Below are 17,737 nucleotides of genomic sequence, written 5' to 3'. Positions count from 1 at the left end.
CCAGGCATAATTCGAATGACGGGAAAGGATGCCCCCATGGCCAATCTCCAGAATGCGCGGGTGCTGATGCTCGCCACCGACGGCTTCGAGGAGTCGGAGCTGTTCGAACCGCGCCAGGCGCTGCTCGATGCCGGCGCGCAGGTGACGCTCGCCTCGATCAAGACCGATCCGATCACCGGCGAAAGCGGCGGCGAGAAGGGCAAGAGCATCACGCCGGACACGACGCTCGACCAGGTCGAGCTCGATCAGTTCGACGCGCTGGTGCTGCCGGGCGGTGTCGGCAATCCGGACAAGCTGCGGATGAACGAGAAGGCGGTCGAGATCGCCCGCAATTTCATGGATTCGAAGCGGCTGGTCGCGGCGATCTGCCATGCGCCGTGGCTGCTCGCCGAAGCCGATGTGGTCGCCGGGCGCCGGCTGACCAGCTGGCCGTCGATCCGCACCGATCTTGCCAACGCCGGCGCCGATGTGGTCGACGAGGAAGTGGTGAGCGACGGGAACCTGATCACCAGCCGCAAGCCCGACGATATCCCCGCCTTCAACCGCGCGGTGATCGCCGCGTTGGAAGACGTGACCGCCCCGGCCTGAACCCGAGGGCGTTGATCCAGCGCTGTGCGGGGCGCTCCACCCAGCGGTGGAGCGCCACCGACGCGGCGAGGACCAGCACCAAGTACAGCGCCGCGAGTGGCCAGCCGATCGTCGCGGTGCGGACAAAGGCGAGCTTGAAGGCGAACCACAGCAGGAAGTGGCTGAGATAGGTGGCGTAGCTGATCTCGCCGAGGCGGTGGAGCAGCGCGCCTTCCAGCGCATTGCCGCGCTGCCCGGACGCGGTTGCCAGTGCCCATAAGATCGCCGCCAGCAGGGCCGGTGCCACCGCGGTTTCCGGCATTCCGGCAGCCCAGGCGGCTGCAAGCATCGCCGCTATAGCCAAGGCATTGTGCCCGGGGCGCTCTGCCCGCTGGCGGTTCCACAGCGCATACAACATGGCACCGGCCGTGAACTCCAGCACGCAGCGGATCAGGCCGACATTCTGAAGATCCTGGCCCAGCTCCGTTGCACCGCGCAGGACGAAGACGCCGTGCAGCAGCGCGAACAACGCCGCGAGGATCGCGATCAGGGTGACGGCGCGTCGGCGGCGCCAGTCGATGGTGACGACCCATAGCGGAAAGAGCAGATAGGCCATCAGCTCGCAGGAGATCGACCAGGCGGGATCGTTCCAGCAAAGCGGGTTGGTGAAGCCCCAGGCTTGCACTAGCAGCAGGTGCGCGGGCAGCTCGGCCATCGGAAACTGCTGCGTGGCATGGCCGGTGGTTCGCAGCAGGAGGGCGAGCAGCAGCGCGACCCCGAGCATCGCCGCGTGGAGCGGCCAGATTCGCGCGATCCGTCGCCGCAAGAAGTCCAGAATGGCGGGGCGCCCACCGCCGTGCAGGCGCTCGCCATAACCGAAGGCGAGCACGAAGCCGGACAGCAGAAAGAAGAAGTCGACCGCAAGATAGCCCTTGGCGACCAGGGCCTGGGCTGCCGCGGGCAGGTCGGCGAGCGCGCCGCGCAGGTGGTAGAGCACCACCCACCACGCAGCGACGCCCCGCGCGGAGGTAAGCGCACGCAGCTCTGCCCGCCCGCTCATGCGGCGGCGGCGCGCGCCTGGCGCAGCGGTCGCCAGTCCGCCGCCGCACGCTTGCGGGCGCAATAGGTGTCGAGCCCGATCTGCGCGCCGATCAGCATGTAGATGAAGGGCTGAAAGGCGATCGCCACGAACGCCGCGCCGAGCAGGTAGACGATATGCCCGTTCTGCAGCGCGGCGGCGAGCGGCGCGATCCAGGACTCGTCACCCTCGGCGCGGGCATAGCGGCGGCGCAGCACCTCCATGCGGAACAGCCCGGACAGGTTGATCAGCAGCCACAGCGCGAGGCCGGGATAGCCCTGTTCGCCCAGCATCTCGAAATAGGCGCTGTGATAAGCGCGCGCCTTGTCGACCTCCAGCGAGCGATCGACCACCGCCACGCCACCCTGGTCTTCCACTGCCACCTTCTCGTAGCGGATCTGGTTCTGGCGATAGGCCTCGAACCCGCCGCCCAGCGGATGGCTGCGGGCATAGTCCATCGTCCATTGCCACACGGCGAGGCGCGTGGAGGCGGAGGCATCGCCCTGATAGGTCTTGATCGTCCCCATCCGCTCGGTGAAGGCGGAGGGCAGGAAGGGGAGGGCCGCCAGCGCCATCGCCCCCACGCAGCCGAGATACAGCAGCTTCTTCTGGCTGTCCCGCAGCATCAGCAGCGCGACCAGCCCGATGCACAGCAGCCCGGTGCGCGTCGAGGTGCCGATCGGGATCAGCAGGCAGGCGAAGCACAGCGCATAGGCGAAGGCCTTCATCCGCCAGTCGGGCGCGAAGAGCGTGCCGTGGCGGGTGAACCACAGGATCAGCGGCAGGATGGCGATCGCGACGGTGGAGATGGTGCTGCCCTCGTACAGCCCCGAATTGTTCGATACCATCAGGTTCAGCTCGCCATAGCCGCCGCCGGAAATGATGGTCTTGATCGCGCCGACGATGATGATCGAGCTGGCCGACAGCACCATGAACAGCAGCAGCGCCTCGATCCGCAGCCGGGTGCGCAGGGTAAGCGGCAGGAAGGCGGCGAAGGCCAGCGCCTTCCACACCCAGTCCCATTTGTCGCTGGCCTCGACCGGGAAGTCGGCGTGCAGCGTGGTGAAGCCGCAATAGCCGATCAGCGCCACGATCAGCAGCTGGCGGGGCGCCACCCGCACGTCGCGCTTGTCGTCGAACAGCAGGAACCCGCCCAGCGCCAGCGCCGCCGCCATCGCCGAGATCGGCAGGGAATTGAGCAGGAGATAGGTCAGCCGCTGGGGGGCGACGATGTCGATATAGGCATAGACCAGCACGAACAGGAACGGCTTGCGAAAGCCGCTGCCGAACAGCGTCGCCAGGAACAGGACGAAGACATAGTCACGCACCGGGCTTGCCCCAGCGCCCGCGCTTCTTTTCCCGGGGCGCGGCGTCCTCGCGGTCGAGATCCGGTCGGCGGAGCAGCAGGAAGGCCGCGAGCAGCATCAGCCCATGGGTGAGCGCAAGCGAGAGATTGTCGATCATCGGGCGGGCCGTTCCTTCCGCGCCCCTCCTAGCGCAGGCGCAGTTGACGTGCCGTTAAGCGCAGCGTGGCATGCAGGCGGGCATGCGAGTCCTCCATCTTCTGGATCATGGCCTGCCGCTCCACAGCGGCTATGCGTTCCGCACCCGGGCGATCCTGAAGGCGGAGCTGGCGCGTGGCTGGGACGTGGCGGCGGTCACGGGACCGCGGCATGGCCCGGCACCCGCCGAGGAGGAAATCGTCGACGGCCTGCGTTTCTTCCGCACGCGCCCGGTCGCGTCGCGGCTGCCAGGCTGGAGCGAGTGGCGCGAGATCGACGCCTTTGCGCAGCGGGTGCAGCAGGTGGTGAAAAGCTTCCGCCCCGACGTGCTCCATGCCCATTCGCCGGTGCTCTGCGCGCTGGCGGGCCTGCGGGTGCGGCGGTGGAGCGGGGTACCGCTGCTGTACGAGATCCGCGCCTTCTGGGAGGATGCGGCCGTGGGCAACGGCACGGGGCGTGAGGGGAGCTTGCGCTACCGCGTCACCAAGGCGCTGGAGACCCACGCCGTCCGCCAGGCGGACGCAGTCGCGGTGATCTGCGAAGGCCTGCGCGGCGATCTGATCGCGCGGGGCATCGATCCGGCAAAGATCGCCGTCTCGCCGAACGGTGTCGACATGGAACTGTTCGGCCAACCCTTGCCCCAGGATGCCGCACTGGCCGCGGAACTCAAGCTGGCGGGGGCCGAGACGATCGGCTTTATCGGCAGCTTCTACGACTATGAGGGGCTGGACGTGCTGATCGCAGCCATGCCGGCGCTCGTCTCGGCACGGCCCGCCATGCAGTTGCTGCTGGTCGGCGGCGGTCCTGCCGAGCCTGCGTTGCGCGCCCAGGCGGCTGCGTCATCCGCGGCGGACCATATCCATTTCCTCGGCCGCGTGCCGCACGACATGGTCGAGCGCTACTACAGCCTGATCGACGTCCTGGTCTATCCGCGCAAGAAGATGCGGCTCACCGATCTCGTCACGCCGCTCAAGCCGCTGGAGGCGATGGCCCAGCAACGGCTGGTCGCAGCGTCCGACGTGGGAGGGCATCGCGAGCTGATCGAGGACGGCGTCACCGGCACTTTGTTTCCGGCAGATGACCCGGCCGCGCTCGCAACGGCGCTTGAAAATTTGTTTTGCATGCGCAATCAATGGGATGTACGCAAAACAAAGGCCCGCGCGTATATCGAGGCCGAGCGCAACTGGTTTGTAAATATTGCCGTCTATGACGGTTTGTATGAAAACCTTGCCATAAAGATGGCATGAGAACCACGTGGTCGCACACGTATCGGGTGAACGCATGACGGTGCCGCTCGTCCCCTTTGCCGCCCTTTTGCTCGGCGGCGTATCGGCTCTGGCCGTGGCCGCCCTGCCGGCGGCGGACCTGCATCTGCCGACGATCGAAGCGGCGGGCGCAACGCCCCAGCTGACCGGTTTTTCCACGCTTCTGTTTGCGGTCGCGGCCGGTACGATCGGGGCGGGCACGGGAGCGCTGGCCGCGCGCTGGTTCACGCGACGCGATCCTGTCGTCGCTTCGCCGGGAGATCTGGATTCCCTGCCGGCCCCGATCATTCGTCGCGCCGATGCCCATCCCGACGCGCGCCCGCGCCCACCGCTGCGCGCGAGCCACGATCTCGACATGCCTGCCTGGGCGCTGCCCAAGGTGCCGGTGGAGCAGGAAGCGGCGGCAGTCGAATGCGACCTGCCCGTCGATCTCGACCAGCCGCTCGCCGCCTTCGATCCCCAGGCGATCCCTGCGGTGCCGCTGCCGCCCCCCGTCCCGCCGCGCCGCGAGCGGGCGGCGAGCCCCGCCCAGCGGACGCCGGCGAGCCGCGACCCCGGCGACCGGCTGGTCCGCCCCGAAACCGACGCTTCGGTGCACGCGTTGCTCGAACGGCTGGAGCGCGGCGTGGTCCGCCGCAACCAGGCGTCGCCGGTGCGCGGGCGGGTGCGCACCGATCGCGGGCTGGATGACGCGCTCGCTGCATTGCGCAGCCTCGCCCGCCAGGCCTGAGCGCCGCCTCAGCACTCCTCGACGGTCAGCGCCTCGATCGCAGCACGCAGCACGCCGTCCACCGTCTCCACCGTCGCCACCTGCAGATCCGCGACGAGATGGCCGCTGATCGGCAACTCCAGATCGGGCAGCGCGACGAACCAGGCCTGGGCGACGACGCTCGCATCCAGCTCCAGCACCAGATGATGCCGCGCACCGCTGAAGGTGACGCTCGCCCATGGCACCCAGCGTGCTTCGACGATCCGCAGCGAGCAGCTTTCCGCGGCCGCCGCGGCGATCAGCGCCCGTTCGAGCCGCGACCCGACGTCGCGCCGCCGCGCCGCCCGGGCGTCCAGGCCGGCGGGGCGGCGAGGAAGGCGCGCAGCCGCGCCGTCAGGTCCGGCCCCGGTACGCGGCCCTGCCGCAGATCGCCGACCAGTCGCGGATCCCCCGCCGCCAGACGCCCGAACCGCGTCGCCGGCATTCGCGTCCGTACCAGGAACGCTTCGATTTCCCCATGCAAGGACACCCATGTCCTCCTCCTTCGACTCGGATGATCACGATATGTTCTCATCTGAGTCTTGCGTAGGAAAAATCCTAAGTGTAGGAAAGGGGGTATGGAAGCCGATGTACAAAGGGCAAATTTTGCGAAGCTGGTGGCCGCGAAAGGGGTTCGCCTTGCCACCCTGTCGCGCGTGCTGGGGCGCAACCCGGCCTATCTGCAGCAATATCTGATGCGCGGTTCGCCGCGCGAATTGCCCGAGCGCGACCGCGCGCGGCTGGCCGAATATCTGGGCGTCGACGAGACGCTGCTGGGCGGCCGTCCGCAGGCGGAGCTGGTGAAGGTGCCGCGGATCGACCTGGGCGCGTCGGCGGGGCCGGGCGGCTGGGCGGAGGAGGAAACCTTGCAGGCTCCCTTTGCCTTCCCGCCGCTGCTGCTGCGCCAGCTTGGCGTTCGCCCCGAGGCGGCATCGATGGTGCGCGTCGCGGGCGATTCGATGGCGCCGACGCTGAACGACGGCGACGAGATCCTGGTCGACCGCGATCGCTGCCGGATCGATGCGCGCGGCATCTTCGTGCTGCGGGTGGAGGGTGAACTGCTGGTCAAGCGACTGCGGCCCGCGGTGGGCGGGGTGGAGCTGGTGAGCGACAATCCGGCCTATCCGGTGCGGCTCGCGCGTGCCGGGCGCTTCCAGCTGATTGGGCGGGTCGCCTGGCTCGGGCGCGCGTTGTGAGCGCGGACGCGCACATTGCCGCGTTCATCCGGGAGCATCTGCCGGTCGTTGCGGTACCCGGCGTGCCGGAGCTGCGGCTGCACAAGGCAGGGCCCGCGAGCGGCGTCGGCCGGCTGGGCGACGCGGCTCCCTATTGGGCCTATTGGTGGGGCGGCGGGCTGGCGCTGGCGCGGCATGTGCTGGACCATCCCGCGCAGGTCGTGGGGCGCCGTGTGGTCGATCTCGGCGCAGGTTCGGGGCTGATCGGAATCGCGGCTGCGCGGGCCGGCGCGGGCAGCGTAATGGCTTCCGAGATCGACCCGCATGCGCGCGCCGCCATCGCGCTCAACGCGGCAGTCAATCAGGTCACGCTGGCAGGGATTGTCGGCGACATCACGGACGGCCCAGCGCCCGACGCCGATCTGCTGCTCGTCGGAGACGTGTTCTACGCGCCCGAGGTAGCGGCGCGCGTTACCGCCTTCCTCGATCGCTGTGTAGCGGCGGGCCTGGAGGTGCTGGTCGGCGATCCCTGGCGATCGCCGCTGCCGGTCGAACGGCTGACGCTGCTGGCGCGCTACGACGTCGCCGAAACCGGCATGGCCAAGCCCGCGGGGGTATTCGCCTATCGCGCCGGGTGAGGCCGGGGGCGGTCACCCCCGGCTCCCTCTTACCAGACGTGCACCCGCGCTTCGGGCGCGAGGTACAGCGCGTCGCCCGGCTTGACGCCGAACGCCTTGTACCATGCGTCCATGTTCCGGACGATGCCGTTGACCCGGTACTTGTCCGGGCTGTGCGGATCGGACAGCAGCTGCGCCCGCACCGCGCCTTCGCGCGCCTTGCCCTGCCAGCTGGCGGCATAGGCGAGGAAGAAGCGCTGGTCGCCGGTCAGGCCGTCCAGCACCTTGGGCTCGCCGTGGCGGGCGACATAGCGGCGATAGGCGGCATAGGCGACTTCGAGCCCGCCCAGATCGGCGAGGTTCTCGCCGAGGGTCAGCTGGCCCTTGATGTGGACGCCGGGGATCGGCTCATAGGCGTCGAACTGCTTGACCAGCGCCTGGGCGTGCGCGGTGTAGCGCTCGGCCGATTGCGCCGTCCACCAGTCCCGCAGCTTGCCGCCGGCGTCGAACTGGCGGCCTTCGTCGTCGAAGCCATGGCCCATCTCGTGGCCGATCGTGGCACCCGTCTCGCCATAGTTCACCGCCGGATCGGCGGCGGGGTCGAAGAAGGGCGGGGAGAGCTGGGCGGCCGGGAAGGTCACTTGGTTCATCACCGGATCGTAATAGGCGTTCACCGTCTGCGGGGTCATGTCCCACAGGGTACGGTCGACCCGCTTGCCGAGCCGCGAGAGCTGCAGCTTCCATTCGAACTCGTCCGAGGCGAGATCGTTGGCCAGCGGATCAGTGGCGCTGACCGGCATCGACGCATAGTCGATATATTTCTCCGGATGGCCGATGCGTGGGTCGAAGGCGGCCAGCTTGGCGAGCGCTTCCTTGCGGGTGGGTTCGTCCATCCAGACCGCCGCCTTGATCTTGTCCGCATAGGCGGCGCGCAGATCCTCGACCAGTTCCTTGGACAGCGCCTCGGCGGCAGGACCCCAGTGGCGCTCGGCGTAGATCTTGCCGATCGCCTCGCCCAGTGCGCCGTTCACCACGCGCACGCCGCGCTTCCAGCGCTCCGACTGTGCCTGCACGTCGCGCAGCGTATGGCCGTAGAAATCGAACTGCGCGGCGTCGAACGCCTTCGGCAGCACCGCGGCATGATCGCTGATGAAGCGGAAGCGCAGCCAGTCCTTCCAGGTGGCGAGCGGCACATCGCCGAGGCGCTTGGCGGCAGCCGTGACCGCGGTCGTCTCGCGCACGACGACGGTGGGCATCTTGGCCAGACCCATATGCGCGAGCACCGCATCCCAGTCGAACTCGGGCGCCAGCTTGGCGAGCTGAGCACGATCCATCGGGTTATAGGTCTTCTGCGGGTCGCGGCGCGCCTCGGGTGTCCACTGGTCCTTGGCGAGGCTGGTCTCGAGCGCGAGGATCGCATCCGCCTTGGCCTCGGCATCGGGGATGCCGGCCAGCTGCTGGATCTTGACGATATAGGCGCGGTACGCCTTGCGGATCGTCTCGTACTTCTCGCCGGGCAGCAGATAATAGTCGCGGGTCGGCAGTCCGAGCCCGGCCTGTCCCGCCATCACGGTGTAGCGGGTCGGGTCCTTCTCGTCGGCCGAGATACCGATGCCGATCGGGCTGGCATAGCCCTGGTCGGCCATCAGCAGCTCCAGCGCGCGCCGGTCCTGCACGGCGTCGATGCGGGCGAGATAGGGCTTGAGCGGCGCGGTGCCGCGCGCTTCGATGCCCGCCTCATCCATGAAGGCGTGATAGTAGGTGGCGACCTGGCGCAGCACCGGATCGCTGGGCGCCGTGCCGGCATCCTCGATCAGCTTGCGCACCTCGACCTCGGTCTCGTCGGGCAGGTCGTAATTATAGCCGATCCGCGCCTTGTCCGGCGCGATCGGCGCGTCGCGCAGCCAGCTGCCCAGCGCATAGGCATAGAAGTCGTCGCCCGGCTTCACGCTGCGATCCATGGTGGTGAGATCGACGCCCCAGGGGCCGTACTTGGCCGTCGCGGCGGTCTGGGCAAGGGCAGGGGAAGCGAGCAGCGAAGTGCCGAGCAGCAGCGCTGCGAGACGCGGAAGACGCATGGAGGCGGAGTCCTTCTGGGTGATATAGCTGGCTAGCACGGTGATCGGGCGCGCTCAATCGTCTCTCGCGACGTTGCGGCTTCGCGAAACGAGGGTTTTCAAACACTATCGTCATCCCCGCGGAGGCGGGGATCCATTCGCCAGTGCGGTGGGGGGAAAGAACCGCAGCACCAGCGCCGATGGATCCCCGCCTTTGCGGGGATGACGGCATGGTGGCAATGTTCTCGCAGCAGCGCTGCCACACGCGCAAAAGAAAAGGGCGCCCGGATCGCTCCGGACGCCCCTTCTTCAGCCGATCCTGAAAGGATCAGCTCGAATAGTACATGTCGTACTCGACCGGGCTCGGGGTCATTTCCCAACGGGCAACGTCGGCACGCTTGATCTCGATATAGGCCTCGATCTGGTCCTTCGAGAACACGTCGCCCTTCAGCAGGAAGTCGAAATCGGCTTCCAGGCTGTCCAGCGCCTCGCGGAGCGAACCGCACACGGTCGGCACTTCGGCCAGTTCTGCCGGGGGCAGATCGTACAGGTTCTTGTCCATCGGGTCGCCCGGGTGGATCTTGTTCTGGATGCCGTCCAGGCCCGCCATCAGCAGCGCCGAATAGCAGAGATACGGGTTGGCCAGCGCGTCCGGGAAGCGGAACTCGACGCGCTTCGCCTTGCTGCCGGTGCCGTACGGGATGCGGCACGAGGCCGAGCGGTTGCGGCTCGAATAGGCGAGCAGCACCGGCGCCTCATAGCCCGGGACCAGACGCTTGTAGCTGTTGGTCGACGGGTTGGTGAAGGCGTTGAGCGCCTTGGCGTGCTTGATCACGCCGCCGATGAAGTAGAGGCAGGTGTCGCTCAGGCCCGCATAGCCGTTGCCGGCGAACAGCGGGTTGCCCTTTTCCCAGATCGACATGTGGGTGTGCATGCCCGAGCCGTTATCTTCCTTGATCGGCTTCGGCATGAAGGTCGCGGTCTTGCCATAGGCCTGGGCGACCTGGTGCACGACATACTTGTAGATCTGCATGCGATCGGCGGTGGTCACCAGCGTGCCGAAGGTCAGGCCCAGCTCGTGCTGCGCGGCGGCGACCTCGTGGTGATGCTTGTCGCAGGGCAGGCCCATTTCGAGCATGGTCGAGACCATCTCGCCGCGGATGTCGACGGCGCTGTCGACCGGCGCGACCGGGAAATAGCCGCCCTTGGCGCGCGGACGGTGGCCGAGGTTGCCGGCTTCATATTCGCGGCCCGAATTGCCCGGCAGCTCGATGTCGTCGATCTTGTAGTAGCTGGTCGAGTAGCTGTTCTCGAACCGCACGTCGTCGAACATGAAGAACTCGGCTTCGGGACCGACATAGATGGTGTCGCCGATGCCGGTGGTCTTCAGATAGCTCTCGGCCCGCTTCGCGGTCGAGCGCGGGTCGCGGGCATAGAGCTCGCCGGTCGACGGCTCGACGATGTCGCAGACCAGGATCAGCATCGGGGTGGCCGAGAACGGATCGATCCACACCGCGTCCAGATCCGGCTTCAGGATCATGTCGGACTCGTTGATGGCCTTCCAGCCTTCGATCGACGAACCGTCGAACATCAGGCCGTCGGTCAGCTCGTCCTCACCGAGGACCGACGCGACCATGGTCAGGTGCTGCCACTTGCCCTTGGGGTCGGTAAAGCGCAGGTCGATCCACTCGATCTCCTGATCCTTCACCATCTTCAGGATGTCACTGGCCGAATTCGCCATCGTAATGCCCTTTCGCTCTCTTTCGTGTGCCCGACGAATCGGGCAATAAAATTTCTCGTGCGGCGGCCTCATCGCCCCCGCCTTACGCTGCGTCAAACGGCGTTTTCGTTCCGCTCCCCGGTGCGGATGCGCAGCGCGGTTTCGACCGGGATCACGAAGATCTTGCCGTCGCCGATTCGCCCGGTCTGCGCGGCTGCGGCGATCGCCTCCACCACGCGCTCGGCCAGCGTGTCTTCCACCACCACTTCCAGCTTCACCTTGGGCAGGAAGTCGACGACATATTCGGCGCCGCGATAGAGCTCGGTATGGCCCTTCTGACGGCCGAAGCCCTTCGCTTCGGTGACGGTGATCCCCGAGACGCCCACTTCGTGCAGCGCCTCCTTCACTTCATCCAGCTTGAACGGCTTGATGATGGCTTCGATCTTTTTCACATGGTCCCCCAGGCAGCGGTTTCGGGCCGCGACAGGTCTGATTCCTGGGTGTTTAGCAACCTGCATGCCAGAACGGGAATAGCCAGCGTGCCCCCACGCGCCGAACGGATTTCGGCGCAGGAATTTGCCCGATAATCGGGCACCACCTGCCCAATCGCTCGGCAGATCAGGCGACGCGGACCTCGAGCACGAAGCGATCGATTGCGTCGGACAGCGCTTCGGCACCGAAGAGCAGGCCGCCGGAGAGATCGGCAATGGCGTCGGCGTTTCCCGAGGCTGCCTGCGCGGCGGCGCGGACCTGCTCGATATCACTCTGCACCGCGCGCGTGCCGGACACGCTTTCGGCGACGTTGCGCGCGATGCTGCGGGTCGCGTGATGCTGCTCGCGCACCGCGCATTCGATGCTGGAGGAAAGCCCGGCGATGCCGGTAATCGCCTGCTCGACCTGTGAGTGGTTGGTGGTGACCCGGTCGACCACGCTGCGGATGCCGGCCACCTTGGTGCTCACGCTCTGTGCGGCATGGCGCACCTGGCCGGCAAGCGCCTTGATCTCGTTGGCGACCACGGTGAAACCGCGGCCGGCCTCGCCTGCGCGTGCCGCCTCGATCGCGGCGTTGAGAGCGAGCAGGTTCACTTGCCCGGCAATCTCGCCGATCGTTGCAGTGACCGCGCCGACATTCTCGGCAAAAGCGTCGAGCTCGGCGGTGCCCAGCCGACTGTCGTCGACCAGCGCGACGGCTTCGGCGGCCGAGGCCCGCGCCGTGACCGTATCCCGGCCGATCGCGTCGAGCGTTGCGGCCAGGGCTTCGGATTCCCGGGCGATGGCAGCGAGATTGTCGTGGCTCTGCGCTACTGCGGCGGCGAGTGCGGTTGCCGAGGCGCTGTTGGCGCTCGCGCGCTCGACCGTCGCGGCAGCGCTGGAACGGAGCGTGCCCGCCAGATCGCGCAGCTGGCCCGCCATTGCACCGACTTCCGCCTCGATCCGCTCGCTGGCGGCCTCGATGCGCCGGGCGCGGGCGGTCTGCTCGGCGGCCTCGCGCACCCGGTCCTCGGCGGCGAGCTGGATGATGCGGCGGTTGCTGATCGCGGCGAACAGCTGGCCGCCGCGGGTAAGGATCATGCCTTCCTGCCCGTCGGCGGCCGAATAGGCATCGACCAGCGCGCGCGGCGACTGAGCATAATCGGCGACGGGGCAGGGGCGCACCATCGATTCCAGCCGCCGGCCATAGGCCGGGTTGCGCAGCAGCGCATGGCCATAGGGATTGAGCAGCAGCCGGCGCACGTCCTTTTCGAACACCGCGCCCAGCGGTTGATGACGGGCATCGAGCACCGGCAGCAGCCGCAGCGTCGGATCGTCCTGGAAGCAGCGCACCGCCTCGCCGAGCGGGGTCTCCAGCGTCAGCCAGGGCGGCGCGCGCTCGGCCTCGGTGAGCCACGCGAAGAGGAAGCGGAGATGGGCGGGCATGTCGAGCATCGCCGCCTCCGGTAGGGCACGGCGGTAAACGAGCGATTAGTGTTTGATGACAGGTTTACGACATTCGCCCATGAAATCTTCGCACATTTGCGGCTGAAGCTGCGCGTGAACGTTAACCGGCAGACGATCACGCGCTGGACAGGGGAAACTTCGATGCGGTCGCCGCCGATGAATGCACCAGCCGAATTGCGTCGGCGGATCGCCGGTAGCGTTGCGTCGGCGGGCGCGCGTTCGGTGGTGGTGGCGCGGGGCTCGTTGGTGCTTTTGGCGCACGGACTTTCGGCGGTGCAGCCGGAGCAGCGCGGCGAGTGCTGGATCGAGACGGATGGCGCGACGCTGACGGCGGAGGACACGATGGCGCTGCTGCGGCATTGGTCGACCGGGGCCCCTTTCGCACACGGCGTTTAGCGCAGCGAAGCGCTACTTTCTGGACGCGGGCGGCTTCTGATGGCAGAGGGCCGCCTTTCTTTATTTCCAGTCCCGGTATCGCCATGCGGGCGGCCGGGCCGACAGAGCGTTACGAGGACCCGCTTTCATGACCGTCGACACGCGCGCGCCCGCGCTGCTTCCCGAACATCCCGCCTTCGCCACCGCCAAGGTGCTGTGGGTCCGCCACTGGAACGAGCATCTGTTCAGCTTCGCGATCGAGCGTCCGGCCAGCTTCCGCTTCCGCTCGGGCGAGTTCGTGATGATCGGCCTGGAAGGCGAAGGCGGCAAGCCGCTGATGCGCGCCTATTCGGTCGCCAGCCCGTCCTGGGCCGAGGAGCTCGAATTCCTGTCGATCAAGGTGCAGGATGGTCCGCTGACCTCGAAGCTGCAGAAGATCGTGCCCGGCGACGATATCTATCTCGGCAAGAAGTCGACCGGCACCTTGGTCGCCGACGCGCTGCTGCCGGGCCGCCGCCTGTTCCTGCTCTCCACCGGCACCGGCCTTGCGCCGTTCCTCAGCGTCGCGCGCGATCCCGAGATCTATGAGCGGTTCGAGCAGGTGATCGCGGTGCACAGCGTGCGCCGGGTGAGCGACCTCGCCTATCATGACGAGCTCGCCGCCAAGCTGGCCGACGATCCGCTGATCGGCGAACAGGCCGCCGCCCAGTTCCATTATGTGCCGACGGTAACCCGCGAGCCCTTCCACACCAGCGAGCGGATCGGCACGCTGCTGGAGAACGGCAAGCTGTTCGAAGGCGTGCCCGGCGATGCGGTGCTCCATCCGGAGACCGACCGCGTGATGCTGTGCGGATCGATGGACATGATCCGCGATTTCGCCACGCTGCTCGAAGGCAAGGGCTTCAAGGAAGGCTCGAACAACGCGCCGGGCGATTTCGTGATCGAGCGCGCCTTCGTCGGCTAACGCCTGACGCACCCACTAGCGTCTCCTCCACCGCGAAGCGGGGGAGGGGGACCGCCGCCGAAGGCGGTGGTGGAGGGGGGAACGCCCCTCCCGCCGCGGCTGACCCCCTCCACCATTTGCTCGCGCAGATGGTCCCCCTCCCCCGGAGCTGCGCTCCGGTGGAGGAAACACTCAGGCCGCCAGCGCCGTCGTTCCGCTCACCGCGCGGATGTCCGCCGCAAGCTGGTCGACCCGCGCCGGATCTGCATCCCAGGCGAACATGAAGCGGGCGCCCCCGCCGATGAAGGTGTAGAAGCGCCAGCCGCGCGCGCGCAGGCCTTCCAGCACCGGCTCGGGCGCGCGGACGAAGACGCCGTTGGCTTCCACCGGGAACATCAGTTCGATGCCCGGCAGCCCGTCGATCTGTCCCGCCAGCCGCTGCCCGCAGGCATTGGCGTGGCGTGCATTGCGGAGCCAGGCGCCGTTTTCCAGCATGCCGACCCAGGGCGCGGCGAGGAACCGCATCTTGGAGGCGAGCTGTCCGGCCTGCTTGCAGCGATAGTCGAAGTCCTGTGCCAGCGCGCGATCGAAGAAGAGCACCGCTTCTCCCACCGCCATGCCATTCTTGGTGCCGCCGAAGCAGAGCACGTCGACGCCGGCGCGCCAGGTGATCTCGGCCGGATCGCAGCCCAGCGTCGCCACGGCATGGGCGAAGCGCGCGCCGTCCATGTGCAGCTTCAGGCCCAGTTCGCGGCAGACGGCCGAGAGCGCCTTCACTTCGTCCACCGTATAGACCTGGCCGGTCTCGGTCGGCTGGGTGATCGTCACCACGCGCGGCTTGGGGAAGTGGATGTCGGAGCGGCTGGTCGCCACCGCGCGCACCGCCGCCGGGGTCAGCTTGCCGTCCTCGCTCTGCGCGACGAGCAGTTTCGAGCCGTTGGAGAAGAACTCCGGCGCGCCGCACTCGTCGGTTTCGACATGCGCCGCCGCCGAGCAGATCACGCTGTGATAGGATTGGCAGAGCGCCGCCAGCGCCAGCGAATTGGCCGCGGTGCCGTTGAAGGCGAAGAACACTTCGCAATCCGTCTCGAACAGCGTGCGGAAGGCGTCCGCGGCGGTGTGCGTCCAGCGATCGTCGCCATAGGCGGGGGCGTGGCCTGTGTTGGCGGCTTCCATGGCTGCCCATGCCTCGGGGCAGATTCCGGCATAATTGTCGCTGGCGAATTGCTGGGCTTCGGTCGTCACGCTGTACTGCCTTCTTCCTGTTCCAGGAGGCGGGGCGACGACAGGACATGTGGCGTGGACACCGTGTTGCCGGGTTCGGCCACATCCCTCCACTTGGTCATGGAGGCACCACCTTGCACGGGGCAGGTTGGTGCCGGGCGTCGGCCCGACTCTTGATGCTGCAGCAGCGAATAACGGAAGTTGCGAAGCGGCGCAAGATTGTTGCGGGACGCTACTTCATGCGGCGGGGGCTGCCTAGGCTACGCCGTCATCCCCCCGAAGGCGGGGATCCATTGGCGCTGAATCGGCGGTTCTTGCCCCGGCGCACAGGCGAATGGATTCCCGCCTTCGCGGGAATGACGACGATTTTGCGCGACCCGACAGCCTCAGTACGGCGGCTGGTGCAGGCCTTTGGGGCTGGTCGTGAAGATCTCGCAGCCGGTTTCGGTGATGCCGATCGAATGTTCGAACTGCGCCGAGAGCGAGCGGTCGCGGGTCACCGCCGTCCAGCCGTCGTCGAGCAGCTTCACGTCCGGCCGACCGATGTTGATCATCGGCTCGATCGTGAAAAACATGCCCGGCCGCAGCTCGGGGCCGGTGCCCGGGCGGCCGACATGGACCACTTCGGGCGCGTCGTGGAACACCTGGCCGAGTCCGTGCCCGCAGAAATCGCGCACCACCCCGTAGCGATGCTTCTCGGCATGGCGCTGGATGGCGTGGCTGATGTCGCCGAGATGGTTGCCCGGCTTGGCCTGCTCGATGCCGAGCATCAGGCACTCATAGGTCACGTCGACCAGCCGGCGCGCCTTGATCGGCACGTCACCGACCAGATACATCCGGCTGGTGTCGCCGTGCCAGCCGCCGAGCAGCGGAGTCACGTCGATATTGACGATGTCGCCGTCCTTGAGGACCCGGTCGCCCGGGATGCCGTGGCAGACGACATGGTTGATCGAGATGCAGCAGCTGTGCGTGTAGCCGCGATAGCCGAGCGTCGCGGGCACGGCCCCGGCGGCAACGGTCATCGTGCGGACGATGTCGTCCAGTTCCTGCGTCGTCACGCCGGGGACGACATGCGGCACCAGCGCGTCGAGGATCTCGGCGGCGAGGCGGCCGGCCTTGCGCATGCCTTCGAAGCCTTCCGGGCCATGGAGCTTGATCGCATGGCTGCGCGCCTGCGGCATGTCCGCCGTCACGTTCACATATTCGGTCATGCTTGCGATATAGGAGACCCGGGCGCAAAGGGCGAGAGGGCATGGGAGGATGCGGATGCAGGAATCGAGCACGGCGTGGCTGGAAGGCGGATGTGCCTGCGGCGAGGTGCGCTACCGCGTCGCCGCCGATCCGATCCTGGTCAACAATTGCTACTGCACCCTCTGCCAGCGCCAGACCGGCTCGACGAGCGTGGTCAACCTGTTCATCGAAACCGAGAAGCTGGAACTGCTCGCGGGCGAGACCAGCAGCCATGTCGTCAAGGCGGGCTCCGGTGGCCGGCACGAGATCGTCCGCTGCGCGACGTGCGGCACCGCGCTGTGGAGCTTCTACCCGCGGTTGGGTCGGCTGGGCGCCGGCGTGCGCGTCGCGACGCTGGACGAACCGGCGCGCATCCGGCCGGATGCCGCGATCTACACTGCCGATCGCATGCCATGGGTGACGCTCCCCGAAGGCGTGCCGCAGTTCGAGGGCGCCTATGATCCGGCGACGTTCCTGCCGCCCGATCGGCTGGCCCGGATGCGCGCGCTGGCCGAGCGCAAGCGGGCGGCGACCATCTGATGGCCCCGCGGATATGGACCGCCGCCCTGGTGGTGATCGGCGACGAAATCCTGTCGGGCCGAACCCAGGACAAGAACATCGCCCAGCTCGCCACCTGGCTGAACGCGCAGGGCATCCGCCTTGCCGAGGTGCGGGTGGTGGCGGACCAGCAGGCCGCGATCGTCGAGGCGGTCAACACGCTGCGTGCGCGCAACGACTATTGCTTCACCACCGGCGGCATCGGCCCGACGCATGACGACATCACCGTCGACGCCATTGCCGCGGCGCTGGGCGTGCCGGTGGTGGTGCACGAGGGCGCGCGCGCGGCGCTGGCCGACTATTATGCCAGCAAGGGCGGGCTCACCGAAGCGCGGCTGCGGATGGCGCGGGTGCCCGAAGGCGCCGAGCTGATCGTCAACCGCATGTCGGGCGCACCGGGGATCCGCTGGGGCAACATCTTCATCCTGGCGGGCGTGCCGCACATCGCGGCGGGGATGCTCGATGCGCTCACCGGCACGCTGGAAGGCGGCCTGCCGGTGGTGTCGCGAACGATCGGCTGCTGGGTGGCCGAAAGCGAGATCACCGACCTGCTGGGCGATACCGAGCGGGCGCATGACGGCGTGTCGATCGGCAGCTATCCCTTCTTCCGGGAAGGGCGGGTCGGCGCGAACTTCGTCGTTCGCGCGACCGATGCGGCGCTCGTCGACCACGTCCTTGCGATCCTCGCCGAGGGGCTGGAAGCGCGCGGCTTCGAAGCGGTCGACGGCGGGATCTGATCC

20 protein-coding genes and 1 riboswitch are annotated in these 17,737 nt (G+C 67.7%); of the genes, 9 read left to right on the top strand and 11 right to left on the bottom strand.

Translation table 11 applies throughout. From position 1 onward, the window contains the following. Positions 1-36 precede the first annotated feature (36 nt). Positions 37-588 (top strand): type 1 glutamine amidotransferase domain-containing protein, encoded by a 552-nt coding sequence (locus BM009_RS03650; protein ID WP_093293901.1) that lies wholly within the window; start codon positions 37-39, stop codon positions 586-588. Here BM009_RS03650 and BM009_RS03645 read toward each other — a convergent pair. The 3 genes from BM009_RS03645 to BM009_RS22485 are packed head-to-tail and all read right to left on the bottom strand — an operon-like array spanning position 539 to position 3,109. Next, positions 539-1,627: an acyltransferase family protein gene (locus BM009_RS03645; RefSeq protein ID WP_093294618.1), complete on the bottom strand. Its 1,089-nt coding sequence runs from the start codon at positions 1,625-1,627 to the stop codon at positions 539-541. The two genes, BM009_RS03650 and BM009_RS03645, sit on opposite strands and share 50 nt — an antisense overlap. Further along, a complete protein-coding gene (locus BM009_RS03640) occupies positions 1,624-2,973 on the bottom strand; it encodes a putative O-glycosylation ligase, exosortase A system-associated (protein WP_093293899.1) in 1,350 nt (449 codons plus the stop codon). The genes BM009_RS03645 and BM009_RS03640 overlap by 4 nt, the downstream gene beginning before the upstream one ends. Beyond that, positions 2,966-3,109 carry a hypothetical protein gene (locus BM009_RS22485; protein ID WP_175487879.1) on the bottom strand — a complete coding sequence of 48 codons (144 nt, stop codon included), beginning with the start codon at positions 3,107-3,109 and terminating at the stop codon, positions 2,966-2,968. The genes BM009_RS03640 and BM009_RS22485 overlap by 8 nt, the downstream gene beginning before the upstream one ends. Before the next feature lie 82 nt (positions 3,110-3,191). Between BM009_RS22485 and BM009_RS03635 the strand changes: the two genes are divergently transcribed. Beyond that, positions 3,192-4,394: a TIGR04063 family PEP-CTERM/XrtA system glycosyltransferase gene (locus BM009_RS03635; protein WP_093294616.1), complete on the top strand. Its 1,203-nt coding sequence runs from the start codon at positions 3,192-3,194 to the stop codon at positions 4,392-4,394. A gap of 7 nt (positions 4,395-4,401) precedes the next feature. Then, positions 4,402-5,142, top strand: coding sequence for a hypothetical protein (locus BM009_RS03630; RefSeq protein ID WP_175487878.1), 741 nt, complete (start codon positions 4,402-4,404; stop codon positions 5,140-5,142). 8 nt (positions 5,143-5,150) lie between these two features. Here the strand turns inward: BM009_RS03630 and BM009_RS03625 are convergent, their stop codons facing one another. Together BM009_RS03625 and BM009_RS03620 are read right to left on the bottom strand one after the other, a co-directional pair. Continuing rightward, positions 5,151-5,366: a hypothetical protein gene (locus BM009_RS03625; RefSeq protein ID WP_093293896.1), complete on the bottom strand. Its 216-nt coding sequence runs from the start codon at positions 5,364-5,366 to the stop codon at positions 5,151-5,153. 53 nt (positions 5,367-5,419) lie between these two features. Next, positions 5,420-5,650, bottom strand: coding sequence for a hypothetical protein (locus tag BM009_RS03620; RefSeq protein WP_368085918.1), 231 nt, complete (start codon positions 5,648-5,650; stop codon positions 5,420-5,422). 127 nt (positions 5,651-5,777) lie between these two features. Here BM009_RS03620 and BM009_RS23070 point away from each other — a divergent pair, with 127 nt between their 5' ends. Continuing rightward, a complete protein-coding gene (locus BM009_RS23070; protein ID WP_302847346.1) occupies positions 5,778-6,356 on the top strand; it encodes a S24 family peptidase in 579 nt (192 codons plus the stop codon). Beyond that, positions 6,353-6,973: a class I SAM-dependent methyltransferase gene (locus BM009_RS03610; protein WP_093293892.1), complete on the top strand. Its 621-nt coding sequence runs from the start codon at positions 6,353-6,355 to the stop codon at positions 6,971-6,973. The genes BM009_RS23070 and BM009_RS03610 overlap by 4 nt, the downstream gene beginning before the upstream one ends. A 29-nt stretch (positions 6,974-7,002) precedes the next feature. Here BM009_RS03610 and BM009_RS03605 read toward each other — a convergent pair whose 3' ends face one another. The 4 genes from BM009_RS03605 to BM009_RS03590 all read right to left on the bottom strand — a co-directional run bounded on the left by BM009_RS03605 (position 7,003) and on the right by BM009_RS03590 (position 12,655). Further along, positions 7,003-9,030, bottom strand: a complete 2,028-nt coding sequence (locus BM009_RS03605; RefSeq protein ID WP_093294615.1) for a M13 family metallopeptidase — start codon at positions 9,028-9,030, stop codon at positions 7,003-7,005. A 307-nt stretch (positions 9,031-9,337) separates the two neighbouring features. Then, positions 9,338-10,750, bottom strand: a complete 1,413-nt coding sequence (gene glnA / locus BM009_RS03600; RefSeq protein ID WP_093293891.1) for a type I glutamate--ammonia ligase — start codon at positions 10,748-10,750, stop codon at positions 9,338-9,340. Positions 10,751-10,842: 92 nt separating this feature from the next. Further along, a complete protein-coding gene (locus BM009_RS03595; RefSeq protein WP_010544265.1) occupies positions 10,843-11,181 on the bottom strand; it encodes a P-II family nitrogen regulator in 339 nt (112 codons plus the stop codon). Between the two features lie 166 nt (positions 11,182-11,347). Next, entirely contained in the window at positions 11,348-12,655 is a 1,308-nt protein-coding gene (locus BM009_RS03590; protein WP_093293890.1) for a methyl-accepting chemotaxis protein, read from the bottom strand. A 39-nt stretch (positions 12,656-12,694) separates the two neighbouring features. Here BM009_RS03590 and BM009_RS03585 point away from each other — a divergent pair, with 39 nt between their 5' ends. Both BM009_RS03585 and BM009_RS03580 read left to right on the top strand, forming a co-directional pair. Next, the gene (locus BM009_RS03585) at positions 12,695-13,063 is read left to right on the top strand and encodes a hypothetical protein (RefSeq protein WP_139216522.1); all 369 of its coding nucleotides are present in this window, start codon (positions 12,695-12,697) and stop codon (positions 13,061-13,063) included. A gap of 127 nt (positions 13,064-13,190) precedes the next feature. Beyond that, positions 13,191-14,006 carry a ferredoxin--NADP reductase gene (locus BM009_RS03580; protein ID WP_093293888.1) on the top strand — a complete coding sequence of 272 codons (816 nt, stop codon included), beginning with the start codon at positions 13,191-13,193 and terminating at the stop codon, positions 14,004-14,006. Positions 14,007-14,177: 171 nt separating this feature from the next. Here the strand turns inward: BM009_RS03580 and BM009_RS03575 are convergent, their stop codons facing one another. Both BM009_RS03575 and map read right to left on the bottom strand, forming a co-directional pair. After that, positions 14,178-15,230, bottom strand: coding sequence for a threonine aldolase family protein (locus BM009_RS03575; protein WP_093293887.1), 1,053 nt, complete (start codon positions 15,228-15,230; stop codon positions 14,178-14,180). 52 nt (positions 15,231-15,282) lie between these two features. Next, a riboswitch (SAM-I-IV-variant riboswitch) is annotated at positions 15,283-15,394 on the bottom strand. Positions 15,395-15,595: 201 nt separating this feature from the next. Next, positions 15,596-16,420, bottom strand: a complete 825-nt coding sequence (map, locus tag BM009_RS03570; protein WP_093293885.1) for a type I methionyl aminopeptidase — start codon at positions 16,418-16,420, stop codon at positions 15,596-15,598. Between the two features lie 55 nt (positions 16,421-16,475). Between map and BM009_RS03565 the strand changes: the two genes are divergently transcribed. Together BM009_RS03565 and BM009_RS03560 are read left to right on the top strand one after the other, a co-directional pair. After that, the gene (locus BM009_RS03565) at positions 16,476-16,979 is read left to right on the top strand and encodes a GFA family protein (RefSeq protein ID WP_093293884.1); all 504 of its coding nucleotides are present in this window, start codon (positions 16,476-16,478) and stop codon (positions 16,977-16,979) included. Next, a complete protein-coding gene (locus tag BM009_RS03560; RefSeq protein ID WP_093293882.1) occupies positions 16,979-17,734 on the top strand; it encodes a competence/damage-inducible protein A in 756 nt (251 codons plus the stop codon). Before BM009_RS03565 ends, BM009_RS03560 begins: the two co-directional genes overlap by 1 nt. Positions 17,735-17,737: the final 3 nt, after the last annotated feature.

The sequence above is a fragment of the Sphingomonas sp. NFR04 genome (genome assembly GCF_900114095.1).
In the GTDB taxonomy this organism is placed as follows: domain Bacteria; phylum Pseudomonadota; class Alphaproteobacteria; order Sphingomonadales; family Sphingomonadaceae; genus Sphingomonas.
This window is presented reverse-complemented; position numbering and strand designations above follow the sequence as displayed.